Source organism: Pseudomonas psychrophila, assembly GCF_001043005.1.
In the GTDB taxonomy this organism is placed as follows: domain Bacteria; phylum Pseudomonadota; class Gammaproteobacteria; order Pseudomonadales; family Pseudomonadaceae; genus Aquipseudomonas; species Aquipseudomonas psychrophila.
The window spans coordinates 158570-182748 of record NZ_JYKZ01000001.1 but is presented as its reverse complement, the minus strand read 5'-3'; the positions used below and the strand labels follow the sequence as shown (position 1 = coordinate 182748).

At 59.8% G+C, this 24179-nt stretch carries 21 protein-coding genes; 17 read left to right on the top strand and 4 right to left on the bottom strand.

All coding sequences use genetic code 11. The annotated features are described in order from the left end of the window. Positions 1–36 precede the first annotated feature (36 nt). The 10 genes from TU76_RS00815 (at position 37) to TU76_RS00770 (ending at position 12041) form a co-directional block, all read left to right on the top strand. Entirely contained in the window at positions 37–1776 is a 1740-nt protein-coding gene (locus tag TU76_RS00815) for a sensor histidine kinase (protein ID WP_048350864.1), read from the top strand. Between the two features lie 201 nt (positions 1777–1977). Next, a complete protein-coding gene (locus tag TU76_RS00810) occupies positions 1978–3318 on the top strand; it encodes a sigma-54-dependent transcriptional regulator (RefSeq protein ID WP_048350863.1) in 1341 nt (446 codons plus the stop codon). Positions 3319–3566: 248 nt separating this feature from the next. Further along, the gene (locus TU76_RS00805; RefSeq protein WP_019827530.1) at positions 3567–4871 is read left to right on the top strand and encodes an ABC transporter substrate-binding protein; all 1305 of its coding nucleotides are present in this window, start codon (positions 3567–3569) and stop codon (positions 4869–4871) included. Between the two features lie 28 nt (positions 4872–4899). Further along, positions 4900–6222, top strand: a complete 1323-nt coding sequence (locus TU76_RS00800) for an ABC transporter substrate-binding protein (RefSeq protein ID WP_019827532.1) — start codon at positions 4900–4902, stop codon at positions 6220–6222. Between the two features lie 220 nt (positions 6223–6442). Then, the gene (locus tag TU76_RS00795; RefSeq protein ID WP_019827534.1) at positions 6443–7342 is read left to right on the top strand and encodes a branched-chain amino acid ABC transporter permease; all 900 of its coding nucleotides are present in this window, start codon (positions 6443–6445) and stop codon (positions 7340–7342) included. A 1-nt stretch (position 7343) separates the two neighbouring features. Continuing rightward, positions 7344–8288: a branched-chain amino acid ABC transporter permease gene (locus TU76_RS00790; RefSeq protein WP_046809425.1), complete on the top strand. Its 945-nt coding sequence runs from the start codon at positions 7344–7346 to the stop codon at positions 8286–8288. Beyond that, complete coding sequence (locus tag TU76_RS00785) at positions 8285–9055, top strand: ABC transporter ATP-binding protein (RefSeq protein ID WP_048350862.1); 771 nt, start codon at positions 8285–8287, stop codon at positions 9053–9055. The genes TU76_RS00790 and TU76_RS00785 overlap by 4 nt, the downstream gene beginning before the upstream one ends. After that, on the top strand, positions 9052–9699 hold the full coding sequence (locus tag TU76_RS00780) for an ATP-binding cassette domain-containing protein (RefSeq protein ID WP_019827539.1): 648 nt from the start codon (positions 9052–9054) through the stop codon (positions 9697–9699). The genes TU76_RS00785 and TU76_RS00780 overlap by 4 nt, the downstream gene beginning before the upstream one ends. Positions 9700–9707: 8 nt before the next feature. Beyond that, entirely contained in the window at positions 9708–10862 is a 1155-nt protein-coding gene (locus TU76_RS00775; RefSeq protein ID WP_048350861.1) for an iron-containing alcohol dehydrogenase, read from the top strand. A gap of 24 nt (positions 10863–10886) precedes the next feature. Further along, positions 10887–12041, top strand: a complete 1155-nt coding sequence (locus TU76_RS00770) for an iron-containing alcohol dehydrogenase (RefSeq protein ID WP_048350860.1) — start codon at positions 10887–10889, stop codon at positions 12039–12041. A gap of 282 nt (positions 12042–12323) precedes the next feature. On the opposite strand, the gene TU76_RS00765 is transcribed toward TU76_RS00770, so the two are convergent. Both TU76_RS00765 and poxB read right to left on the bottom strand, forming a co-directional pair. After that, positions 12324–12671, bottom strand: a complete 348-nt coding sequence (locus TU76_RS00765; RefSeq protein WP_019827542.1) for a DUF6124 family protein — start codon at positions 12669–12671, stop codon at positions 12324–12326. A gap of 617 nt (positions 12672–13288) precedes the next feature. Then, the gene (gene poxB / locus TU76_RS00760) at positions 13289–15010 is read right to left on the bottom strand and encodes a ubiquinone-dependent pyruvate dehydrogenase (protein ID WP_048350859.1); all 1722 of its coding nucleotides are present in this window, start codon (positions 15008–15010) and stop codon (positions 13289–13291) included. A 407-nt stretch (positions 15011–15417) separates the two neighbouring features. Here poxB and TU76_RS00755 point away from each other — a divergent pair, with 407 nt between their 5' ends. Continuing rightward, on the top strand, positions 15418–16797 hold the full coding sequence (locus TU76_RS00755; protein WP_048350858.1) for a glutamine synthetase family protein: 1380 nt from the start codon (positions 15418–15420) through the stop codon (positions 16795–16797). Positions 16798–16969: 172 nt separating this feature from the next. Beyond that, entirely contained in the window at positions 16970–17620 is a 651-nt protein-coding gene (locus TU76_RS00750; protein ID WP_048351238.1) for a class I SAM-dependent methyltransferase, read from the top strand. Here the strand turns inward: TU76_RS00750 and ampC are convergent. After that, positions 17617–18777: a class C beta-lactamase gene (gene ampC, locus TU76_RS00745; RefSeq protein WP_072022796.1), complete on the bottom strand. Its 1161-nt coding sequence runs from the start codon at positions 18775–18777 to the stop codon at positions 17617–17619. The two genes, TU76_RS00750 and ampC, sit on opposite strands and share 4 nt — an antisense overlap. 254 nt (positions 18778–19031) lie before the next feature. Here ampC and rnd point away from each other — a divergent pair, with 254 nt between their 5' ends. From rnd to TU76_RS00730, 3 genes are all read left to right on the top strand, one after another. Beyond that, positions 19032–20165 (top strand): ribonuclease D, encoded by a 1134-nt coding sequence (rnd, locus tag TU76_RS00740; RefSeq protein WP_048350857.1) that lies wholly within the window; start codon positions 19032–19034, stop codon positions 20163–20165. Next, complete coding sequence (locus TU76_RS00735) at positions 20162–20455, top strand: YcgL domain-containing protein (protein WP_019827548.1); 294 nt, start codon at positions 20162–20164, stop codon at positions 20453–20455. Before rnd ends, TU76_RS00735 begins: the two co-directional genes overlap by 4 nt. A gap of 126 nt (positions 20456–20581) precedes the next feature. Beyond that, positions 20582–21514: a D-2-hydroxyacid dehydrogenase gene (locus TU76_RS00730; protein ID WP_048350856.1), complete on the top strand. Its 933-nt coding sequence runs from the start codon at positions 20582–20584 to the stop codon at positions 21512–21514. Positions 21515–21606: 92 nt separating this feature from the next. Here TU76_RS00730 and TU76_RS00725 read toward each other — a convergent pair whose 3' ends face one another. Then, on the bottom strand, positions 21607–22200 hold the full coding sequence (locus TU76_RS00725; RefSeq protein WP_019827552.1) for a nitroreductase family protein: 594 nt from the start codon (positions 22198–22200) through the stop codon (positions 21607–21609). Between the two features lie 155 nt (positions 22201–22355). On the opposite strand from TU76_RS00725, the gene TU76_RS00720 reads away from it, so the two are divergent. Both TU76_RS00720 and TU76_RS00715 read left to right on the top strand, forming a co-directional pair. Beyond that, a complete protein-coding gene (locus TU76_RS00720; protein WP_016780096.1) occupies positions 22356–22805 on the top strand; it encodes a YcgN family cysteine cluster protein in 450 nt (149 codons plus the stop codon). 27 nt (positions 22806–22832) lie between these two features. Further along, positions 22833–24071 (top strand): hypothetical protein, encoded by a 1239-nt coding sequence (locus TU76_RS00715; RefSeq protein WP_048350855.1) that lies wholly within the window; start codon positions 22833–22835, stop codon positions 24069–24071. The last annotated feature ends 108 nt before the right edge of the window (positions 24072–24179 follow it).

Below are 24179 nucleotides of genomic sequence, written 5' to 3'. Positions count from 1 at the left end.
CTATGCTGGGGCCATTAAAAAAACAATCAGAATGCCATGACCCTCAATGCCTCCCTCCACGCGTTGCTCCATTGGCTGGCCCGGCCGCACCGCAGCCTGGTAGCGCGCTATACCTTGCTGTCGGTATTCGTGATGAGCATTGCCCTGATCACCCTTGCCGTTCTTTATGAGCAATTGGCCAAGGACCTGCTCAACCGTCTGACCGGGGAGCGGCTTGACGCTCAGGCGCTGTCGACGGCAAACCGCTTGTCGTCATTTCTGGATGACCGCTTTTACCAGCTCTCGGCCCTGTCGAATCATCCCAACATGCCGGACTTCATCGTCGACCAGTCACCCCTGATCAGTGATGTGGACTCGCTGCTCAAGCTTGAGGGGGACTTGCCCTTTATGTACGGGGTGCTGTTTTTCGATGAGCAGGATCGGCTGGTCAAGGTGTTGCCGGGCCAGTCTGCCTCCGGGGAGCCTTACTGGGGCAGTGAGCACTGGTCCATCGCGGGTTTGCCGGTGCAAAAGGTGGGTGATGTCGAGGTCATTGGCCCGCTGCTGCCAAAAGCGGGGGGCTCGGGCAGCTTTCTGATCCGCAAGAGTGTGCGCAGTGGCCGTACCAATCAGCGGGTGCGGATTGCGCTGCATTTACGCCTGGCGTCCTTGACCGAGCTGCTGGTCAGTGCGGGCATGAGCGGTGTGGTTGCGCCGCTGTTGCGCGTACCCGGCGCAGCGTTTGTCGACCCTACTGGGCGACAGGTCAAGGCGCCGGTCCAATGGCATGAAGGGCCGGTCATTCTGCCGGGCTGGCAGTTAGTGTTCAGCGTTGAACCGGGGGCGATCCTCAAGCCGCTCAACGATGCCCGATGGTGGCTGTACTGGGTCGCTGCGGGTTTCATCGGGTTTATCCTGGTCGTATTTTTCACCCTTTCCCGGCAATTGCGTTCACGGGTCAGCACGCTGTTACAGGGCGCCCATCAACTGTCCATGGGCGACCTCACCTATCGTCTGGCCCAGCAACCCCGGGATGACGAAATCAGCCATGTCGCCCGGGCGTTCAACGTGATGGCCGAACGTCTGGCCCAAGTGATGGAAAAAACCGTACGCACAGAAAACCTCGCGGTGCTCGGTACCTTTGCCACCGGTGTTGCCCATGAGGTGCGCAACCCGCTGGCAACCATGAAAACTACCGTCCAGGCCCTGCTGCGCCGTGAGCAAGAGCCGCAACGGCGCCTGTTGCTGAGTGATCTGGTCCAGGAAATCGACCGCCTGTCACGGGTGACCAATGACTTGTTGGAGTACGGCAGACCGCGCCCGGCCATGCCGCGAGAGGTGGCAGTGGCTCAACTATTTGCGCAGACCGCTCACTTGGTGACGCCGCAGATGCAGGCGCGCAACATCGATTTCCAGTGCACTGCGCCACCTGACTTGCGGGTGTTTATCGACCCGGATCAGGCCCAGCAGGTGTTGCTCAATCTATGCCTGAACGCCCTGCAAGCCAGCAGCGAGGGGCAAACAGTCAGGCTCGACGCCGAGCAGTGGCAAGGGCGGGTACGTATCGTGATCACGGATCAGGGGTGCGGGATTTCCGCCGCCGACTTGCAGAATATTCGCCAGCCCTTTTTTACCCTTAAAGCCCGTGGCACGGGGTTGGGGCTGAGCATTAGCCAGCAACTGCTGGAGGCCAACGGCGCCCGAATGGAAATCGCCAGCACCCTGGGCGAGGGCACTCGGGTGGTACTGGATTGCCCGGCTGCTGCGAATGACACAGGCGATGAGCATAATTCGTAGCAGTTGCCGAAGGAACGAAGCCGCGTCCGGCGTGATGCGGCACCCCGACCAAGCTGTCATAAAGTCGGGGCATGCGCGGAGTCAGGTAAATCACACGTTCAGGTTTTACGATCGATTCGCAATCGAACGCAGCCTTCGGCTACTGCTATGGGTTTTGTATCGGCCTGAAATCTACAGAGAACGAATTGAAGTGAGTCGCTGATGCCCGATGTTCACGTTTTAATCGTCGATGATGAAGAAGCGCTGGTGCGCTCGCTCAGCTATGCATTGCGCGAGGAGGGTATGCGCATCAGCACGGCCAGCAGTGGTGAAGCGGCACTGCAACATCCCCTGGATGACATCGACATTGTCCTGCTCGATCTTGGCCTGCCGGGCATTGATGGCATGGCCACCCTGGACGGCTTGCGCCAGCGCAGCCCGTTGCTGCCGGTGATCATGATTTCAGCCCATGGTGACACTCGGGCCGCGGTGCAGGCAGTCAAGGGCGGGGCAACGGATTACCTGACCAAGCCATTTGAGCTGGATGACTTGCTTGCCACCATCAGCAGCACTCTGGCCCTTGATGTGCCGGAACCAATCACCAGTGGCGAGTTGGCGGCAGGCCTGCAAGGGCAGAGCGCGGTGATGTTGGCGCTGCATGGGGCCGTGCAGCGTATTGCCCGCAGTTCGGCAACGCGAATTCTGCTGCTGGGCGAATCCGGCACTGGCAAAACGCTGGTGGCCCAGGCCCTGCACGGCTACAGCTCGCGCGCTGGCAGCGCCTTTATCGAGGTTAACTGCGCGGCCTTGCCGGAGCAGTTGATTGAGGCTGAGCTGTTCGGCTCCGAAAAGGGTGCCTACACGGGCGCCCACCAAAAGCGGGCCGGGCTGGTCAGTCAGGCCAATGGCGGGACGTTGTTCCTGGATGAAATTGGCGAGTTGCCCCTGAGCCTGCAAGCCAAGCTTTTGCATTTTCTGGAGAACGGCAACTACCGCGCCGTGGGTGCCAGTCAGGCCAGCAGCGCGGATGTCAGGGTTGTGGCCGCCACTAATCGGGACCTGGCCGACGATGTGCGCCTGGGGCGGTTTCGTGAAGACCTGTTCTATCGTCTGAACGTGATCACCCTGGATATCCCGGCCTTGCGTGAACGTGAAGAAGATCTACTGCTTCTGGCCCGGTATTTTGCCCAGCGTCAGGCGCTTGAAGAGGGCGTGAGTCCGATCCGGTTCTTGCCTGACAGCGTCGAGCGGCTGCGCCGTCATCGCTGGCCCGGCAACGTGCGCGAGCTGAAGAACCTGGTGGAGCGTCTGACTATTCTTTTGCCGGGGCAGGGGATCAGTGCCGCGATGCTGCCCGTGCAGTTGCAAGAGTCTGTATTGCCCGACAACACGGCGCTGGTGCTGGGCGATCAACTCGAACGTGCCGAGCGTGAGCTGGTCACCGATGCCTTGACCCGTACGGCGGGCCACAAGGGCCTGGCCGCGCAACTGCTGGGGATTTCCCGGCATGCACTCAAGCGTCGCCTGCAACGCCTGGGCATTGAGCGCTCGCCCGAGCGCTAACCGCTCAGGGTTGCGCGCATGTTGAGCGGTTAGCGCTCAACATGCACGCCAGACGCCAATTTGTCGCCGCGGCCGCAGGCTGCGTCCGGCGTTCATGATTTTCGGTCGCTTCGCAACCGGGCGCAGCCTGCGGCAGCGGCTACAAGGCCGTGTTCGCTCTGGTTTACCGGCTTGGCACACCCTTTGCTCTATCCCTCTCGCTGCTTAACAAGAGGCGTTTTCAACGCCCAAAGGAATTTATGCACCCGATGCGTTCATGGCATTTTTGCGTCCTGGCTTTGGCTGGTCTGCTGATGGGTTCGCCTGTGTGGGCCGAGGTCGGTCGACTGGAGCTCGGCGTGCCGGCGGCCCAGGCCGACCTGACAATGGGTTGCCTGTATCCGATGACCGAACGTGCGGCCATCTACGGGCGAGACAGCATTGCCGGGATTCAGGTTGCCCTCGACGAATTGCAGGCCCGCCAGCAGGCCGGTGAACCCGTGCCGCGCTTGCGGGTGATCATTGATGATGACCAGTCCAAGGCCTCGTACGGGGTCAGCCTGGCCAAAAGCTTCATCCACAAGGATGGTGTGCAGGTGCTGTGCGGCATGGTCTCGTCCGGGGTCGCGCTGGCAGTCAGCCAACTGGCCCGCCAGGAAAAAGTGCTGATGATCGGCACTGATCATGCGTCTTCGCGCATGACCCTTGAAAACGGTCACCCCTATTATTTTCGCGTGACCAACGATACCTGGACGTCCATGGCGGCCGGTGCCCGTTACCTGCAAGCACTGCAGAAAAAAACCGGCTGGAAGCGCCTGGCCTTTATCGGCCCCGATTATGAATACGGTCACGTGTCGCGGGATGACCTGCATGCCGCCCTGAACCAGCTGGGCGTGAAATTCGACGATGTGATTGAGCTCTGGCCGCGCCTGTATGAGCCTGATTACTCGCCCTACATCACCGCGCTGGAACAGTCGAAACCCGACATTATCGTTTCGGCCATCTGGGGCGGCGACTTCCATGCCTTCGTCAAACAGGCTGCGGGTTCCCGCTTGCTGGAAACCTCGCGACTGGCGAACTTCGACACTGGGGCCAATTTCGATTTTCTGGTTGCCCTGGGCGACAAGGCCCCGGCGGGGCTGATCCTGTCTGCCCGGCATCACAACAATTGGCCGGACACCGAGCGCAACCGCTCGTTTGTTGAGCGCTTTCATCGGTTGAACGGGCGCTATCCAACCTATGCCGCCCAAGGCGCCTACACCGGCGTCATGGTGTTGGCCAAAGCCTTTGAAAAGACCGGGGGCGTAACTGACAGCCAGGCGTTGATCCGTGCACTGGAAGGCCTTGAAATCGCCTTGCCGGAAGACCCGCCCGGCACGTACTCGCGCATCGACCCTGTGACCCATCAGATCCAGCAGAGCCAGGCCATTGGCTCGCCGGTCCCCACTACCGCTTACCCGCCTGCCCAACTGATGCTGGGTGACTGGTCGGTGTATTCGGCGCAAGAGCTACAGCTCGACAGCGCCACGCTGAAGCGGCGACTGGCCGCACGAAAACCCGTTGACGAGCCTTAGCCGCTCACTCATCCATCGAGAACCAAGCATGAATAATTCCAAGAAAAGCATGTTGAAACACCCTTTGGCATTTGCCATCACTGCTGCCGGTCTGGCCCTGTCCTTGAGCGCGGGTGTGCAGGCCGCTGAAAACGGCAAGTTCCGCATTGGTATCGTGACCTTCCTGTCCGGTCCGGCGGCCGGTCCGTTTGGTGAGCCGTCGGCCAATGCCGCCAAGGTGCTGGTCGAAGGCCTGAATAAAGGGCAGTTGCCTGCACCCTACGACAAGCTGGGGATCAACGGCGCTGAAATCGAAGTGGTGATCATCGATGAGGCAGGCGGGGCCGCCAAGCAGGTCGAGGAATTCCGCAACCTGGTGCAGCGTCAGAAGGTCGATGCGGTGGTGGGGTACATCTCGTCCGGCGACTGCCTGGCCATTGCGCCGGTGGCTGAAGAGCTGGGGGCGATGACGGTGTTCTACGATTGCGGCACGTCGCAACTGTTCAAGGAAGACAAAACCCCGCAGTACGTATTCCGTACCAGCCTTGATGCGGCAGTGGACAACATCGGCGCGGCGCGATACCTGGCCAAGGTTCGTCCGGATGCGCAGAAGGTCGCCGGCATTCAGCAAAACTACGCCTGGGGCCAGGACAGCTGGAACGACTTTACCCATTCCATGGAGCAGTTGATGCCCAAGGCCAAAGTGGTTGAGTCGCAGATGCCCAAAGTGTTCCAGGGCCAGTACGGCGCTGAAATCTCGGCGATTTCGGTCAAGCGCCCCGACATCATTCATTCCAGCTTCTGGGGTGGCGACATGGAAGCGCTGGTGCTGCAAGCCAACGCCCGAGGTCTGCTCGAAGACGCAACGGCCGTCCTGACTTGCGGCGAGTCGGCCATCGACCGCTACAAGGATCAGGCACCCAACGGCATGATCATTGGCGGCCGTGGCCCGTTCGGCGCCTTTGCCCCGGATAACGAACTCAACCGCTGGTTCAAGGACAAGTACGTAGCGGCTTACAAGACCGCGCCGACTTACCCGGCCAGCAAAATGGCCCAGGCGATTCTCGGCCTCAAGCACGCGGCTGAAAATGCCAAGGTCGAGTCCGGAAAAATCCCGACTCCGCTGCAAATCGCCACGGCGTTCAAAGGCTCAACCTTCGAGTCGGTGTCCGGCACTGTGCAAATGGCTCGAGCCGATGGTCACCAGGCCATGCAGGGCATCGCCTACGGCGAGTACCAGTACGACCCGGCGAACAAAAAAGGCAGCGTGCAAAACGTCATCGCCTTTTCCGGTGAGTGCGTGACCCCGCCGGATGGCACCACTGCGCTGGAGTGGATCAAGGCCGGTTTCCCTGGCGCTCAGTGCAACTGACCACTCTCGGGGATGTGCGTCCTGAACCGATTTTGTAGCAGCTGCCGAAGGCTGCGTCCGATTGCGAAGCGATCGTAAAACCCCGCTCCGGGTTTTGACTGAATGATCGCGTGCGCGGGTTTAAGACGACTGCGTCGCCGGACGCAGCCTGCGGCAGCTGCTACGAGTTATCGGGGCGCCTCACGTCCTCCTGCAGAATCAAAGACAAGGTAGGACCTCTATGATGAGTCTTTTCGCGGTGCTGATTGACGGCACCATCTATGCCTCGTGGCTGTTTCTGGTTGCGGCAGGGCTCACGGTGATTTACGGGGTGATGCGCATCCTGAACATGGCCCACGGCAGCTTCTATGCCATTGGCGCCTACACCGCTGCGTCGCTGGTGGGCTGGTATTTCAACAACGGCATTGGCCCGGTCTGGGCTGGCTATTTGCTGATGCTGGGCTGCGCGCTGGTAGCGGGCCTGATCGTCGGCCTGATCATCGAGCGGGGCCTGTTGCGCTTTATGTACGGGCGCGACGAAGTGCTGATGGTGATCATCACTTACGCGCTGCTTCTGGTGCTTGAAGACACCATGAAGATGATCTGGGGCGTGAACCCTTACTTCGCTTATCAGCCTTACGCCGAGATGGGCCGCAGCGCCCTGGCCGGACTCAAGGTCTCCAATTACGACCTGATGCTGGTGGGGGTTTCCGCCGTGCTGGGGCTGTGCCTGTGGCTGTGGCTGGAGCGCACGCATCAGGGCAAGGTGCTGCGCGCCGTGATTCACGACCGCGAAGTGGCAATGGCCATGGGGGTCAATGTGCGGCGCATGTTCACCCTGGTGTTTGTGCTGGGCACCATGCTCGGCACGCTGGCGGGCGCGCTGACTGCGCCGGCTATTTCGGTGGTGCCGGGCATGGGGGTGGAAGTCATCGTGCTGGCATTTGCCGTGGTGGTGATCGGCGGTATGGGCAGCATCGAAGGCGCCGCGGTCGGTGCATTACTGGTGGGCTTGAGCCGGGCCGCGGCGGTGCATTACGCCCCGGAGTTCGAACTCTTTGTGATTTACGGGGTAATGGCGCTGGTGCTTGCAGTGCGTCCTCAAGGGCTGTTCGGCCGTGTACTGGCGAGGAAAATTTGATATGCGCCTGAGTAAAACCGAATTGATTCTGCTCGGCGTCGCCGTGCTGCTGGCCGCCGGTGGGTTTATCGCGCCGCAATGGCTGGTGTTCCTGCTGACGATGGCGCTGGCCAAGGCCATGGTGGTTCAGGGCGTGGTGATGCAAATGCGCGCCGGTCTGGTGACCTTCGGCCAGGGCCTGTTCTTCTGTGTGGGCGGTTACGCCGTGGGCATGAGCGGGCACTTTCTGGACATCACCGATCTGGCCGTGTTGTTGGTGATCGGGGTGGGCGCCGCGGTGCTGTTGGCCATGCTGCTGGGGCTGTTGATGACCCGCTACCGGGAGATTTTCTTCGCCATGCTGTCCTTGGCGTTCTCGATGATCCTCTACGGCGTGCTGGTAAAAAGTTCGGCGCTGGGCAGCACCGATGGCTTTAACGTCAAGGCCTGGACCTTGTTCGGCTGGACCCCGGCCTCAGGGCAAGCGCCGCTGGCGTTGTTTGTCATCATCGTGGCCTGCTCGGGATTGCTGGCGGTGTTGCTGCATCGCTACAGCCGTAGCAGCGCCGGGATGATGTGCGAAGCCATCCGTGAAAACGAAGTGCGGGTTGAATACCTGGGCCAGTCCCCACGCTGGGTGCTGTACATGAACTACGTTGCAGCGGCAGCGGTGTCGGCATTGGGCGGTGGTTTCATGGCCCTGTCTGCCGGGCATATCGACCCTGAAATGGCCTACTGGATCACCTCGGGCGAGTTCGTCTTTATCGCGCTGCTGGGCGGCACAGCCCATGTGGCGGCGCCGTTTATTGCGGCCATTTTGTTTGCAGTGGTGCGTACCTACGCCATCGAGCTGGTGCCACACAGCTGGCAGATGATTTTGGGCTTCACCTTGTTGGCAATCATCATCTTTCTGCCTAAAGGCTTATGGAGCCTGTTCACCGGGCAAGCACGGAGAGCAAAAGCATGACTTGCATCCTCGAAACCAAGGGCCTGTGCAAGTCGTTCGGCGCAGTCACGGCTGCCAAGGATGTGAATGTTCGCATCCATAAAGGCGAAGTGGTCGGCGTGATCGGCTCCAACGGCGCGGGTAAAACCACCTTTATCAACATGGTCACCGGCTACCTGAAACCCAGCAGTGGCGAGATTCTGTTCAACGGTCAGTCGATCATTGGCCATACGCCCCGGGCAATCACCCGTTCCGGAATGGCCCGTTCGTTCCAGGTGGCGCAGTTGTTCCCGCAACTGAGCGTGCTGGATAACCTGCTCATCGCCGTGTCGGCCGCACAAAGTCCGTTTCCATCGTTACTGGCACCGATGCGTAATGCGTCCCGCATCGCCCAGGCGGATGCGATCCTCGCCGAGTTCGATATCAGCCGCTGGCGCGATACGCCGGTCACGGCTGTGCCGCAAGGCGTGCGCAAACTGATCGACATTGCCATGGCGCTGATCGGCGACCCGCAAATGCTGCTGCTTGACGAACCCACCAGCGGAGTCAGCGCCGAAGAGAAAACTGCGCTGATGGACACCGTGATGCGGGTTGTCGCTCAGCATCAGGTCACGGTGTTGTTCGTGGAACATGACATGGACGTGGTTCGCCGCTATGTGTCGCGGATCATGGCTTTCTACAGTGGTGAAGTCCTGGCCGATGGCGCCCCCGAGGACGTGCTGGCCAACGCACGGGTGCAAGAGTTTGTGACCGGTGGCCCGAACGCTCACAAGAGGGCAGCGCAATGAGTCTGGATATTCGCAATCTGCACGTTTCGATCGAAGGCGTGCCCATCCTCCATGACGTCTCCCTGCAGGTGGGAAGCGGGCAGATGGTGGGCCTGATCGGCCACAATGGTGCGGGCAAAACCACCCTGATCCGCGCCATCATGGGTCTGCTGGACGCCGATTCAGGCTCGATCACCTTTGCTGGTCAGGACCTGCGCAGCCTGGCCGGTTTCACCCGCGCCGGGGCGGGTATCAGCTACCTGCCCGAAGACCGGCGCCTGATCCCGTCGCTGACCGTGGAAGAAAACATCCTGCTGCCAGTCTGGGCCAACAAATTGGCTGACAGCCAGCGCCGCCTGGAATGGGTCTACAGCCTGATTCCGGAAATCGCCCAGTTCCGTGACCGCAAGGCCATGCAGCTGTCCGGCGGGCAACAAAAGCTGGTGGCACTGGCGCGTGCATTGATGCCGGGCAACAAGTTGCTGCTGCTCGACGAGCCTTTTGAAGGTGTGGCGCCGGTGCTCTCCCGCCGCTTGAGCGAAGTGATCGCCAAGCTGGGTCAGGAAGGACTGTGCGTGCTGATTTCTGAATCTGATGACACTCACTCTGCCGATCTGGTCGATGCGTTGTTTCGCATCGAGCGCGGCAGTGTGACCGTAGGGTAGGGGCCACCATGTCAAAATTTATCTTTGAAACCACTGCGCGGGTGATCTGCGAAATCGATGGTGCGCTGCGCCTGGGCGCCCTGTGTCGCGAATTGAAAGCCGAGCGCGTGCTACTGATCAGCGACCCGGGACTGCTGCGTGCGGGGCTGCTGGATGCGCCGTTGCAAGCCATGCGCGACAGCGGTTTGCAGGTCACGTTGTACAGTGACGTGCAGGCCGATCCGCCTGCGGCATCGGTGCAGGATGCGGTTGAGGTTGCGCGTCAGTGCCGGGCACAGGTGGTGATCGGCCTGGGTGGCGGCAGCTCCCTGGACACGGCCAAGCTGGTGGCCTTGCTCTGCGGCCAGACGCAGTTTTTGGAGGACATCTACGGTATAGGTCTGGCCAAGGGGCCACGCTTGCCGCTGATTCAGGTTCCGACCACGGCAGGAACGGGTTCAGAGGTGACGGCGGTAGCAATTGTCACCACCCCCAGCCATGAGAAAAAGGGCGTGGTCAGCCCCTTGCTTTATCCCGACATCGCTTTGCTCGATGCCCGGCTAACGGTCGGCTTACCCCCAGCGGTCAGCGCCATGACCGGGGTCGACGCCATGGTGCATGCCATCGAGGCGTACACCAGCGTGCACAAAAAGAACGTGTTATCCGATGGTCTGGCCGTGCAGGCCCTGACCCTGCTGGCCGCCAACATGGACCGGGTACTGGCCGAACCGGACGACTTGCAGGCGCGTTCGGACATGCTGTTGGGCTCGATGCTGGCCGGCATGGCATTCGCTAACGCGCCAGTGGCCGCGGTGCACGCGCTGGCTTATCCACTGGGCGGGCATTTTCATGTCCCTCATGGGTTGAGCAATGCCCTGGTACTGGTTCCCGTACTGAACTTCAACCGCTCAGCGGCCGAACCGCTGTATGCGCAACTGGCCGCGGCGGTGTTGCCGGGGCAGCGGTTTGCCAGTGCAGCTGAGGCTTGCGATGGCTTTATCGATTTCATGACCCGCCTCGTGGCACGCATGCCCTTTGCCCAGCGCCTGCATGAAGTGGGCGTCACGCCTGAGGACCTTGACCGGTTGACCGATGACGCACTGAAAGTTGAGCGGCTGCTGATCAACAACCCGCGTCCCCTCGATCGCGACGATATCTACAGCATCTACGCCTCGGTGCTGTAAGCACGCTCACTCCAGGAGTTAAGCATGAACCATGAATTCAGAAGTGTGCCGCGCATCATCTGTGAGGCCGGAGCATTACAGGAAGTCGGCTCCGTATTCAGAGGCCTGGGTGCACAGCGCGTGATACTGGTGTGTGATCCGGGCATTGTCAGCCTGGGTTTTGCCGGGCAGGCTCAGGCGGTGCTTGAGACTGCGGGTTGCGAAGTGGCAGTGTTTGATCAGGTCGCGCCCGATCCGTCATCGACGCTGGTCGAGCAGGCAGTCAAACAGGCGCAAGGTTTCAAGGCCGATGGCGTGCTGGGGCTGGGCGGTGGCAGTTCGCTGGATGCGGCCAAACTGGTGGCATTGCTGATCAACAGCGAGCAATCCCTGGAAGACTTGTACGGGACCGACAAGGCTCAGGGCCAGCGCACGCCGCTGGTGTTGATGCCCACCACCTCGGGCACCGGTTCTGAGGTGACGTGGGTCTCAGTGATTACCGACGCTCAACAGCGCAAACAGGCGGTTTACTCGCCCCAGTTGCTGCCGGACGTGGCGATTCTCGACCCGCAACTGACCCTTGGCCTGCCAGCGAAAGTGACTGCGGCTACGGGGCTGGATGCGATGGTGCATGCCATTGAGGCCTACACCAGTCGCACCCGTAAAAACCCGATTTCTGATGGGCTGGCAACATCGGCCTTGGCGCTGCTCGGTGCCAACCTGCCCAAGGTTCTGGCCAACGGTCGGGACCTGGAAGCGCGTACCGCCATGTTGCAAGGTTCATTGATGGCTGGCATGGCGTTCGTCAATGCGTCGGTAGCGGCCATTCATGCGTTGGCCTACCCGCTGGGTGCACGGTTTCATATCCCTCATGGCCACGCCAATGCCCTGGTCATGGCGCCGGTGATCCGTTTCAACCTGGCCAGCGCTCAGCGCCACTACGCCGAACTGGCCGGGCACCTGCTGCAAGGCCAGCATTTTGACAATGAGGCCAGCGCCGCCGAAGCGTTTGTCCAGGCCGTTGAGGGGCTGGTCAAAGACAGTGGTCTAGAGCAGCGCCTGTCGAATTTGAACGTGGATCAAGCGTCACTGCCGGTGATGGCCAGCGAGGTGGTGGTGGGTATTCGTCGGCTGATCGACAGCAATCCCTGTGACATGACCGAGCAAGACGTGGAGGCCATTTACCGAAGCATTTACTAGTGGAACCCGTCGCAGCCTCGCTTCGCTCCTCAGCGACTTAGTTTCGACGTCAACTACGCGTCGTAGCAGTTGACGAGTAGAACGAGGCTACGTTCGATCGAGAAGCGGTCGCAAAGCCAGTACATGCGGTATGCCTGATAAACCGTGAAAGCTGATTTTACGACGGCTACGTCGGGGTACCGCATCACGCCGGACGCAGCCTCGTTCTACTCGTCAGCTGCTACAAAAACCCTTCCGTCATTGAGCAATGACGCGCCTGTCGCCAATCAGGCGCGTGCTGCTTCAGTGCGTTGCCAGTGTGTCCAGCGACTTGTCGACATACCCCTTGGCCAGCTCCACCAAGTGCATGACCGACAACACCAAATCGCGCGCAGGCCCGCTCAGGCCATTCCCCGCCTCATTCGCGCAAGCACCCGCACAGCGCAACAAGTCTGACGCCTGGGCCAAAGCCGCTTCTGAATTGACACTGTGCGGGATGGCCAGCATGGCCGTGCCTATAGGGCGATAAGGCTTATGGTTTTGCAGGTAGTAATTGAGCGCACGTTCGACGGCGGCACGGTCCAGCAACGGGTCGTGACTGTCAGCAGCATCGAGGGGTAAAGCAGGGGGATCGGGGGTGATTTTTTTCATGGCGTAACTCCGATTGTACTCAAGGAGCTGCCAGCACTCGCGACTAAGCAAATGGGAGGCAGCCGTGCGCAGGTTAGTCGACCGGTACATTCGGAAAAACCGGCGCGCTCGAAGGCGCCCTGCGCACGGCCACCATAAAACGCAGGCCGTAAAAAAGCGCCTCGCGGAGGTGGCGCCTTGCGCCGAATGTACACGTCGGGCGACTAAACCCAACCGCTGTTTTGCAGCGATTGGCCGAGACTATTCCCCGAAATGGACAGGCGCAAGCGAGCGGAATCTTCTCGGATGTTTCACAAGAATGAAAGCGAAACGTCGTACGAAATGACTGATTTCCAAGGCCTGAACACCCCGTATAGTCGCTGCCGCAGGCTGCGATAAGGGCCGAAGGACCTTCAAACAGGGTCGCTGCGCAACCCCTCGCAGCCTCGCTTCGCTCCTCAGCGACTACAGGTTTCGTCGTCAGCTTCTACGGATCGCGAGTACCACCCACCTCGCCCCAGGGGCGAAATCAATATTTCAGTTGGACACAAATGCTGGATATGTAATCGAAATACCTGTTTTGCGCGCAGCCACTAGAGGCGCGCGTTTGACCGGCATCAGAGTACCTACAGAATTGCTCAACGCCACAAATTGACTTTGGCCAGATCGATCAGCTCCCGTGCGCGGCCGTCCATCACTGTTTTGAGCATAAACAGGCCGAAACCCTTGGCCTGTTCGAAGGTTTTGGTCGGCGGCATGACCAGCTCCTGACGAGCGCTGACCACGTCCACCAGCACCGGGCCATCGTGGCTGAGCGCTTCACGCAACGCCGCTTCCAGCTCTGCGGGATGCTCCACCCGAATCCCTTTCACGCCCATGGCCTGGGCCATTGCCGCAAAGTTCGGGTTTTTCAGATCGCAGCCTACATCCGGGAAGCCCGCTGCTTTCATTTCCATTTCCACAAAGCCCAGGGTGCCGTTGTTGAGCACAATGACCTTGATCGGCAAACCCACCTGATTGAGGGTCAGAAAGTCGCCCATCATCATGGTGAAACCGCCATCGCCAGACATTGAAATGACTTGGCGATCAGGGAATGTGGCTTGCGCACCGATGGCCTGCAGCATGGCATTGGCCATGGAGCCGTGGTTGAACGAGCCGATCAGGCGACGTTTGCCGTTCATCTTCAAATAACGAGCAGCCCACGCGGTGGGCGTGCCGACATCGCAGGTGAAAATCGCATCCTCTGCCGCCAGCTCACTGACCAGACGATTGAGGTATTGCGGATGGATGATCGAACTGTCGGGGCCGCTTTCAGCCAGTGCATCGAGGTCGTCGCGGGCTTTTTTGTAGTCATCGCGGGCAGCATCGAGGTGGGCGCGATCCGGGTTTTGCATCACTTTGGGCAGCACTGCTTCAAGCGTCAGCTTTACATCGCCCAGCAGCCCCAATTGCAGCGGGCAACGGTTGCCCAGTGCTTCAGGGCGCAAGTCAATTTGTGCGATATAGCTGTGCTGCGGGTAAAACTGGCGATACGGAAAATTGGTCCCGAGCATCAGCAAGGTGTCGCAGTTCATCATCGCCTTGTACCCCGAGGCGAAGCCGATCAGGCCGGTCATGCCGACGTCATAAGGGTTGTCGTATTCGACATGTTCCTTACCGCGCAGGGCATGCACGATGGGCGCTTGCAAGCGTTCGGCCAGTGCCAGGATTTGCGCATGGGCGCCGGCACAGCCTGCGCCGCACAGCAGCGTGACTTTCTTGCCATCATTGAGAAACGACGCCAGCCGGTCGATATCGGCCGGGGCAGGGCAAATCATCGGCTGGGCAGGCTTTAGCCATTGCGGCACCTTGGCCTCGGTGGCTTGCAGCGCCACATCGCCGGGGATTACCACCACCGCCACTCCGCGTTTGGCAATGGCCATGCGCATGGCCCGCTGCAGAATCTGCGGCAACTGCTCGGCGCGGGACACCAACTCGACGTAGTGGCTGCATTCCTTGAACAGGCTTTCGGGGTGGGTGGCCTGGAAGTAATCGATACCGATTTCACTGCCGGGAATATGGGCGGCCAGTGCCAGCACCGGTACACCGCTGCGATGGGCGTCGAACAGGCCATTGATCAAGTGCAGGTTGCCTGGTCCGCAACTGCCGGCACATACCGCCAGCTCGCCGGTCAGATGGGCCTCGGCCCCGGCGGCAAAAGCGGCGGACTCCTCGTTGCGCATATGGATCCACTCGATCTGCTCCTGGCGGCGCAGGGCATCGGTAAACCCGTTGAGGGAATCGCCCACCACGCCAAACACGCGTTTTACGCCGGCTTGCTGCAGGGTTTCGGTGATGAAATCGGCAACCGTTCTGGTCATGGGGCTGGCTCCTCGAAGCAGTAAGGTGGATCAAGCAGGATAGACACTGCATGCGACCTTGCCGGTCTTTGAAACGTTCACCGGCCTTCGGGATGGGAATGTTTAGCGCAGGTGTAACCAAAGGTATAAAACTCTGCATTTAAACAAACGGGCCTGCCGTGTGAGGCTGGGTTCCCTTTTTGGCAACGGTTGCAGGTATGAGGCGTGGTCTGAGCAGTATTCAGTGCCAACGGCAGTCGCGCGCTCCTGCCGTGCGGCGTGTGCCATGCCTACCCTCAGAACTGGCCTTCTGGGCCCTGTTTCACTGCCGCCATGCCCGCCCGCCGGATGCTCGTTAGCCGTTAAATCCTGACTGTCGCGTACCCTCAAGGGGGGCGCCTGCCTGATACGAATCTACGAGTATTGCCATGAGTGCCTCAACCACGTTTGCCCCGCTCCAAGACGCCCTGGATTTTCTGGAACAGCACCCGGACATCGAGATGTTCGAGCTGTTCATCATCGATAACAACGGCGTGCCCCGTGGCAAGTTGCTGCACCGCGACGAACTGCTGGCGGTGTACGAAAGCGGTCGGCCGCTGCCGAGCACAATTTTGGGGTTGAGCATCAATGGCGATGATGTGGAAAACACCGGGCTGGTCTGGGATGTGGGTGATATCGATTGTCGCGCTTACCCCATCAGCGGCAGTTTGCAGCGCATGCCGTGGCGCTTGATTCCGACAGCCGCGGTGCAAGTCAGCATGCACCCGCAGCAGGGCATGCCCGCCACCGTGGCAGACCCCCGGCACCTGTTGGCCAAGGTGATCGACGGCCTCAAGGCCGATGGTTACTACCCGGTGATGGCGGCAGAGCTGGAGTTTTATCTGCTCGATCAACAGCGTGACAGCAACGGTCGGCCGCAACCGGCGCGCGATGCCGATGGTCAGCGTCCGCGTGCCACTCAGGTCTACGGGTTGCGTGAGCTGGAGCAAATCGAGCCGTTTTTGGCCGATCTTTACAGCGCCTGCAAGTTGCAAGGGATTCCGGCCCGTACGGCGATTTCCGAATACGCACCGGGGCAAGTGGAAATCACCCTGGAGCACCGCAACGATGCGTTGCAAGCGATGGACGAGGCCGTGCGCTACAAACGCCTGGTCAAGGGCGTGGCGCACAAGCACGGGATGGTTGCCTGTTTCATGGCCAAGCCCTTTGATGATCTGGCCGGCACCGGCATGCACATGCATGTGAGCCTGGCCGACAAGGAGGGCAACAACCTGTTTGCCAGTGAGGCCCCGCAGGGTACGCCGTTACTCAAGCAGGCGGTGGGGGGGATGCTCAGTACCTTGCTCGATTCGTTATTGATGTTTTGCCCGAATGCCAACTCGTATCGCCGTTTTCAGAGCAACAGCTATGCCCCGCTGGCAGCGACCTGGGGCGTGGACAATCGCACTGTCAGCTTGCGGGTCCCGGGCGGCCCTGCGTTTTCGCGGCACATAGAACACCGTATTTGTGGTGCCGACGCCAACCCGTACCTGGCCGCCGCTGCCATTCTGGCCGGTATTCATCGTGGTATTCGCGAGCAGATGGATCCCGGCGCTCCGATTGAAGGCAATGGTTATGCCCAGGCCACCGAAATGCTGCCGACCGACTGGCTGACCACCTTGCGCGCGCTGGAGGGTTCGCAGTGGGCGAAAGAGGCATTGGGGCCAGAGTTCTTGAAGGTGTACCTGGCAGTCAAGAACTCCGAATACCGGCAGTTCATGGGCGAGGTCGGTGAACAGGACTGGCGTTGGTATTTGCAGCAGGCGTAATGACTGACCACGAATCCGCGTAGCAGCTGCCGTCGGACGCAGCCTCGTTCCTACGGCAGCTGCTACGAGGTTTTGGGTGATCAAATGGTTTTCATGCTTGCGTGACAATTTTTTCACTGGTGCCCCGATAATCTCTGCGTCGATCATCATCAAACACAAGAGTTCGCGGGCCATGTCATCGCAGCCACCTTCTACCCATATTGAGCATGAGTTCGCCGAGCGTTATGACCGCGAGCATGCGAAGGTCTGCCTGCAAACACAGCCCCTGGGGGTTGTTCGCCGGCTGGCGTTGTGGCGCGAAAAACGTTTGGTCCGTCGTGCCCTGAAGGTGGCGGGCGAACCGGGGCTGGTACTGGATCTGGCTTGCGGTGCAGGACTTTTCTGGCCCGTGTTGGCCGAGCACGGCAATCGGGTGATCCTGGCCTCGGATTCGTCGCAAGCCATGCTCAATCATGCCCAGACCCACCACCCGGCCAGCTTGCTGGCGCGCATCAAGCTGTTTCAAAGCTCGGTGTTCTCCATCGATATTTCCGAGAACGCGGTGGACTGCATTTTTTGCATGCAGCTGTTCCACCATGTGCGTGACGCAGATCATCAGCTGGCTATTTTGCGTGAACTTCACCGGGTCAGCCGTGACAGCCTGATTTTGTCAGTGCCGATTGGTAGTGAGGCGCAGCGGGTCAATGACCCGCAACGCATCGTGGTAAGCAAGGGCGATATTGAAGCTCAGTTCAAACGGGCGGGTTTCAGTATCTTCAAACAGTACGAAGTGCTGCCCGGTTGTGGGATGGGCAGCATCTACATCCTGCGTAAGGACACTTAATTCAAGGCTTTCAAAATGTCGTACGCCAATTCGACACGTGCGTCGTTCGGGTAGTTTTTGTTGGCCAGGATGACAATCGATTTTTGCTCTGAAGGCACGAAAACCGCATAACCCCCGAAACCGTTGGTTGAGCCGGTCTTGTTGACCCACACCGCTTGTTGTGGCGCCAGTGGCGGGTTGAGGGCGATGGCGCCGTTGTTTTCGTAGGCCATTTTGTTCGAGTTGCCCACCCGCAATGACTTGAGTTCGACGGGATAAGCGTACTGCTCCCAGATCAGGTCCTGAGTCATGGGCCCCACGCGAAAATAACCTGTGCGGGTATCGGTCAATGCCCTGCGAATCAAAGGGCTGGCGTTGCCCTGTCCCAGACTCAGCTCGGTGAAGTGGACAAGGTCACGGGCAGTGGTCTTCACGCCGTAGGCTTCGTTGCCGAGTACACCCGGGTTCAGCCTCACCGGTTCATCGTCCTTGTTATAGCCTTGGGCATACAGTGGCATTTTGCTCGCGGGCACCGTCAGGTAGGTGCTGTTAAGCCCCAGCGCCGGGAACAGGTGTTGTTCCATGGCCTGGGTAAAAGGCATGTTCATGCTTTTGGCGGCAATCACGCCGAGCATGCCGATGCTCGGGTTGGCATAGCTGCGTTGTGTGCCCGCCGGGAACACCGGCTTCCAGGCTTTGAGGTAGTCCATCAGTTGGCGTTCGTCCTTCACGCTGTCAGGCACCTGCAAAGGGAATCCGCCTGCCGTGTGGGTGGCCAGATGGGTCAGCGTCACCTTGCCAAAAGGCGTGCCCTGGAGTTCGGGCTCGTAGGTGGCGACCGTATCGTTGAGCGAAAGCTGCCCCTTGGCTTGGGCATAAGTGGCCAGGGTGGCAGTAAATACCTTGCTGATGGAACCGACCTCAAACAGCGTGTCGGGGGTGACGGGTGCTTGGGTCGCCTTTGACGCCACGCCGAAATTATAAAAGTGTTGCTTGCCGTTGACGCTGATTGCGATGGCCATGCCGGGTACTGCGTACGCTTGCATAACGTGTCTGGCGCCGTTTTGCACTACGGCATCGAGTTCGGGCTCAGGGGTTTGAGCCAGGGCAGCATTGGCAAAGGCACAAAGACCTACCAGCGAGAAAGTCATTGCTGACAGCTTGCAGGACATTTTCATTGGATCTTCCTCGGTTTTTATAGGGCGCAAATCTACTCGTCTCGACACCGTCTAGTCCGATCGGCTTGTCACATAATGTGTTGTAACAAATCGTATGAAGCCTGAAGTCAGGCAACCTACCGGTAATAATGGCAAGTAGATGCAGGATTTTGACTCAACTTTCGTAGGTTTTTTCGCGTACAACATGACGAGTCGATGTCCGGAAATCCATGAGGGCGATATATACTGCGCGCCATTCTTCAAGGGAGAGCCGTGTGGCCATCGATATTCACTGGATTCGCGACAACGATAGCCTCGGCCAACATTGCGCCGAATGGCAAAAATTGCCGTTCGTAGCCCTCGACACCGAATTTATGCGGGTCGACACCTTTTATCCCATTGCCGGCCTGATCCAGATTGGCGACGGTACACGGGCTTATCTGATTGACCCGTTGACCATCGACAACTGGCAGCCACTGGCTGACCTGCTGGAAGACACATCGGTTGTTAAAGTCCTGCACGCGTGCAGCGAAGATCTTGAGGTTTTGCTGCGCCTGACTTCCAGCTTGCCGGTACCTTTGTTCGACACCCAACTGGCAGCGGCCTACCTGAACCTGGGCTTCTCCATGGGCTACTCGCGCCTGGTCAAGGAAGTGCTGGATATCGACCTGCCCAAAGGCGAAACCCGCTCTGACTGGCTGCAACGTCCGCTGTCTGAAACCCAGATCAGCTACGCCGCCGAAGATGCCGTGCATCTGGCTGAAGTCTACAAATTGCTGCATCCGCGTCTGTCTGCAGAAAAATACAGCTGGGTGCTGGAAGATGGCGCCGAACTTGTCGCCAACCTGCGCCGCGAAGTTGACCCTTACGAGGTGTATCGCGAAGCCAAGTTGGCGTGGAAACTGTCGCGGGCTCAGTTGGCTGTATTGCGTGAGATTTGCGCTTGGCGCGAGCACGAAGCCCGCGCCCGGGATCTGCCGCGTAACCGTGTGATACGTGAGCATGCGCTATGGCCGCTGGCCAAGACGCAGCCCGACAATCTGGTCGCGCTGGCTCGTATTGAAGACATGCACCCGCGCACCGTGCGTCAGGATGGTGAGTTTTTGCTTGATCTGATCAAGCGTGCTGGCAGTCTACCGCCAGACGAGTGGCCGCCCGCTGTACCCGAGCCTTTGCCGGTCGAGGCGGCGCTGCAGATCAAGCGTCTGCGTGCCATCGGCCAGGCACAGGCCGAGCGCCTGAACATTGCGCCGGAACTGATGCTGCGCAAGAAAACCCTGGAAGCCCTGCTAAAAAGCGGCTTCCCCAATGGCCCCTATCAATTGCCGGAATCACTGCGCGGCTGGCGCCGTGAGCTGATGGGCCAGGCCTTGCTCGATTGCCTGGCCACCGCTGGAGAACTGTCTTGAAACGTATTTGTTCTATTTATCGCAGCACCAAACGCAACGAAATGTATCTTTATGTGCTCAAGGCCGATGCTCTGGAGCGCGTGCCGGAACCTTTGCTGGCAGCCTTTGGCAAGCCATTCCATGCCTTTGACCTGGTACTGAGTCCGGAGCGAGCCCTGTCTCGCGAAGACATTCACAAGGTGCTGGAGAACCTGGAGACCCAGGGCTACCACTTGCAAATGCCACCGGCCGAAGACGAATATATCGAGCACTTGCCCGAAGAGCTGCTACGTCGCAACGACCCGATGTAAGTGCAGCGCCAGGTGTCCGGCTCCGGGCACCTGTCTTAAACGGACTCATTTTGATTGGCGGTGGCCGAACGCTCCGAGGCAAACCTCGGCGACGGGTGCTGGCAGTGGTTTAGAAAGGTTAGAAACATGCGCATCCTGATCGCCGAGAAAGACTACCCGCTCTACACCCAACTTCTGCAACGTATCGCACCGGATCTTGAGGTGCACTCCAGCGGGGACTCCGAACAACTGTCGCGCCTGGCTGGCGAGTGCCAGGTATGGCTGGGGCAACCGGATCTGTTGGCCACCCTGTTGCGTCAGGGCCATACGCCGGACTGGTTGCAGTCGACCTGGGCGGGGATTACGCCGTTATTGGCTGACGGTTTGCCACGTTCATACCGTCTGACCCGTGCGGTCGGTATTTTTGGCCAGGTGATGGCCGAATACGTGTTGACCTACATGCTCGGCCACGAGCGTGAAGTCATGGCCCGTCTGGTCAGCCAGGTCGAACGCAAGTGGGACAACCGCATGGGCCAGAGCCTGGTGGGGCGCAAGGTATTGATCGTCGGGGCCGGAGATATCGGCCAGACCGTGGCTCAATTTCTGCTGCCCTTTGGCGTTGAGCTGTATGCCATCGCCACGACCGCGCGAGAATTGGCGCCGTTCAAGGAAGTAGGCGTGTTGAACGATTTGCCGCGCATGGTGGGGGAGATGGATTACGTGATCAATCTGCTGCCCAATACGGCCGACACCCATGACGTCTACGATGCGCAGCTGTTTGCACAATTCAATCCCAATGCCGTGTTTATCAATGCCGGGCGCGGCGTTGCGGTGGTGGATGCCGATTTGGTCGAGGCCTTGCGAGTGGGGCATCTGGCGGGTGCGGTGATCGATGTTTGCCGTCAGGAGCCACTGCCGGCCAAACATCCCTTCTGGACCGCCTGGGGGTTGCTGCTCACAGGCCACAGCTCGGCGCCAACCTCGCCACCGATGATGGTGCAGCTGTTTGTCGACAACTTGCGGGCGTTTCAGGCGGGCGAGGCACTGCGTGGCGAAGTGGATTTCGAACGCGGTTACTAAACCGGTAGTCGCTGCCGCAGGCTGCGAGCTTTTGATGTTGAAAAGCTCGCAGCCTGCGGCAGCGACTACCGGGTTTGCACCAAGAGGTGCATTTACAGGCTGAAATCGCCTTCAGCCACCAGCTTGCTCAGTGGCTCGCGCTGGCTTGGCACTTCCTTGGCCTGCAGGTAATCCACCAACGTCGACTTGTCGCCGATCTTGCCGATGGCAACCATGGCCTGCACCGCGTAACCCTCAGGGATTTTCAGCTCTTTACGCGCCCGCTCGAAATCCAGACCGCTCATGCCGTGGGTATGCCAGCCGCTCAAATGCGCCTGCAGTGCCAGATGGCCCCAGGCCGCGCCGGTGTCGAACGCGTGGGTGGGTGCAGGTTTTTCTTCGGTGGTGCCCGGTGCGGCATAGGAGGTTTTGGAAACAATCACCACCAGTGCGGCGGCGTGCTTGGCCCAGCCCTGGTTGAACTCCACCAGCAGGCTCAGGTAACGGTCAAAGTCCGGAGTGCCGCGAAGGGCAAACAAGAAGCGCCAGGGTTGCGCGTTGTAGGCCGAAGGCGCCCAGCGCGCCGCTTCGAAAAAGCTCATCAGGGTCGCTTTGTCGATGGTCGCGTCGGTAAAGGCGCGGGGTGACCAGCGCAGGGTAAATTGCTCGTCAATCGAGTGATCGGCTTTACGGCTGTTAGCAGGCATGGCGGTTTCCTGAGGTAAATGTTACGTATTAATTCAGGGCCTAAAACTACTGTGATGTCGTCAAGGTGACAAGTCTGACGACAAGCCCTTGGCCCCAAGGGCCTTGGGCACTAGACTGGCGGCCTTTTCCACTCCCTGATGTTGATGTTTGAGCCATGGCCGCAATCGTTGAACCGTTCTGGATCCGCAAAACCCTCGATCAACTTGATCAAGAGGAATGGGAGTCGCTGTGCGACGGCTGCGGGTTGTGCTGCTTGCAAAAGCTCGAAGATGAAGACGACAACAGCGTCTACTACACGCGCATTGCCTGCAAACTGCTTGATCTGAAGACCTGTCAGTGCACCGACTACCCTAACCGTCGTGATTCGGTTCCGGACTGCATTCAGCTGTCGCCGGGCAAGGCCGAGGAATTCAAATGGCTGCCACCGACCTGCGGCTATCGTCTGGTCAGCGAGCGCAAGGACTTGCCGCTCTGGCACCACCTGGTCTGCGGTGACCCGGACGCAGTACACCATGAACGCATTTCGCAGTCGGGGCGCATGCTTGCTGAAGGCAGCGTGCCTGAAGACGACTGGGAAGATCATCTGATTTTCCGCGCCGGTTAAGTGCCGCAGCGCAGCAAAGGAGTGTGTATGGCGCTGCATTACAAATTGCCCCGGGGCTTGAGTCTGCTGCTGATACTGGCCTGCGGTCCGCTGTGGGCTTCGCAAAAAGTCGATCTCAACTACCACGTGCGACTGTTGCCCAAAAGCGATCAGGCCGAGGTACGGCTGACCCTTGGCGAAGGGGCGGCCGTGCGCAGCCTGGATTTCGACCTCGGGGAGCAGGGCAGTTACACCGATTTCAAGGCCGACGGACAATGGCAATTGAGCGCCGACCCTGCCCACGGTCGCGGCGTGTGGCGTCCCGCACCGGGTAATGCCAGCCTGAGCTACCGTGTGCGCTTGAACCAGCCGCGCAAGAACGGCAGCTTTGACACCCGGATAACACCCGATTGGGCATTGTTTCGCGGCGAACAGCTGGTTCCGCCCGCCAACCTCGATCAGCAAGATGGCGTCGAACTGGTGTCTCGCCTTGAGTTCGAGTTGCCCAATGGCTGGAAAAGCGTCGAAACCGCCTGGCCGCGTATCGGCAAGAACCGCTTCCGCATCGATGATGTCTCGCGTCTGTTTGACCGTCCCACCGGCTGGATGCTGGCGGGTAACCTGGGCAGCCGTCGCACCACAGTGGGTGAAACCGAAGTCACGGTAAGTGCGCCCAAGGGCCAGGGCATGCACCGCATGGATGTGCTGACCTTGTTGACGTTTGTCTGGCCGCAAGTTCAGGCCGTGTTCCCGCGCAACCCGCCCAAGTTGCTGATTGTCGGTGCGGGCAACCCGATGTGGAAGGGCGGTGCTGCGGCGCGCAACTCGATTTACCTTTACAGCGGACTGCCGCTGGTCAGTGAGAATGGCACCAGCACGCTGTTGCGTGAAGTGGTGCAGGTATTCAGCGGCATCAATGACGAGCCGGGCCACGACTGGATCGGTGAAGGCTTGAGCGAGTACTACGCCATCGAACTGATGCGCCGTGCGGGCGGCATGAGTGACGAGCGCTATCAAACCCTGCAGCACAAGCTCACAGCAGCCGGTAAAACCGTCACCCGACTGCGCGGCCAGCAGGCCGGCCCGGCAATGGTTGCGCGGGCCGTCACGCTATTGCAGTCGCTGGACCGCGAGATTCGTTTGCAAACCCATAACAAACGTTCGCTGGATGACGTCAGCCAGGCGCTGATGCGCATGGACAAGGTCAATACCGCGAGTTTTATCCAGTTGAGCGAAAGCGTGCTCGGTGGCCACTCCGAGGTGCTGGACACCCCGCTGTTGCGCTGACCCCAACCTCTGGTGTGGGAGCGGGCTTGCTCGCGATCGGATCGCTGCGGTTTAACTGGCACATCTCGTCGCCGCCATCGCGAGCAAGCCCGCTCCCACCGTGTTTTG

What these genes read in the sequence shown, in the direction of transcription:
- TU76_RS00795 (WP_019827534.1), top strand. Translation starts at nt 6,443, where the DNA reads ATGATGAGTCTTTTCGCGGTGCTGATTGACGGCACCATCTATGCCTCG.
- TU76_RS00785 (WP_048350862.1), top strand. Translation starts at nt 8,285, where the DNA reads ATGACTTGCATCCTCGAAACCAAGGGCCTGTGCAAGTCGTTCGGCGCA.
- TU76_RS00755 (WP_048350858.1), top strand. Translation starts at nt 15,418, where the DNA reads ATGAGTGCCTCAACCACGTTTGCCCCGCTCCAAGACGCCCTGGATTTT.
- TU76_RS00775 (WP_048350861.1), top strand. Translation starts at nt 9,708, where the DNA reads ATGTCAAAATTTATCTTTGAAACCACTGCGCGGGTGATCTGCGAAATC.
- TU76_RS00730 (WP_048350856.1), top strand. Translation starts at nt 20,582, where the DNA reads ATGCGCATCCTGATCGCCGAGAAAGACTACCCGCTCTACACCCAACTT.
- TU76_RS00725 (WP_019827552.1), bottom strand. Translation starts at nt 22,200, where the DNA reads ATGCCTGCTAACAGCCGTAAAGCCGATCACTCGATTGACGAGCAATTT.
- TU76_RS00765 (WP_019827542.1), bottom strand. Translation starts at nt 12,671, where the DNA reads ATGAAAAAAATCACCCCCGATCCCCCTGCTTTACCCCTCGATGCTGCT.
- TU76_RS00770 (WP_048350860.1), top strand. Translation starts at nt 10,887, where the DNA reads ATGAACCATGAATTCAGAAGTGTGCCGCGCATCATCTGTGAGGCCGGA.
- TU76_RS00805 (WP_019827530.1), top strand. Translation starts at nt 3,567, where the DNA reads ATGCGTTCATGGCATTTTTGCGTCCTGGCTTTGGCTGGTCTGCTGATG.
- TU76_RS00800 (WP_019827532.1), top strand. Translation starts at nt 4,900, where the DNA reads ATGAATAATTCCAAGAAAAGCATGTTGAAACACCCTTTGGCATTTGCC.
- TU76_RS00810 (WP_048350863.1), top strand. Translation starts at nt 1,978, where the DNA reads ATGCCCGATGTTCACGTTTTAATCGTCGATGATGAAGAAGCGCTGGTG.
- TU76_RS00715 (WP_048350855.1), top strand. Translation starts at nt 22,833, where the DNA reads ATGGCGCTGCATTACAAATTGCCCCGGGGCTTGAGTCTGCTGCTGATA.
- TU76_RS00720 (WP_016780096.1), top strand. Translation starts at nt 22,356, where the DNA reads ATGGCCGCAATCGTTGAACCGTTCTGGATCCGCAAAACCCTCGATCAA.
- TU76_RS00790 (WP_046809425.1), top strand. Translation starts at nt 7,344, where the DNA reads ATGCGCCTGAGTAAAACCGAATTGATTCTGCTCGGCGTCGCCGTGCTG.
- poxB (WP_048350859.1), bottom strand. Translation starts at nt 15,010, where the DNA reads ATGACCAGAACGGTTGCCGATTTCATCACCGAAACCCTGCAGCAAGCC.
- ampC (WP_072022796.1), bottom strand. Translation starts at nt 18,777, where the DNA reads ATGAAAATGTCCTGCAAGCTGTCAGCAATGACTTTCTCGCTGGTAGGT.
- TU76_RS00750 (WP_048351238.1), top strand. Translation starts at nt 16,970, where the DNA reads ATGTCATCGCAGCCACCTTCTACCCATATTGAGCATGAGTTCGCCGAG.
- TU76_RS00815 (WP_048350864.1), top strand. Translation starts at nt 37, where the DNA reads ATGACCCTCAATGCCTCCCTCCACGCGTTGCTCCATTGGCTGGCCCGG.
- TU76_RS00780 (WP_019827539.1), top strand. Translation starts at nt 9,052, where the DNA reads ATGAGTCTGGATATTCGCAATCTGCACGTTTCGATCGAAGGCGTGCCC.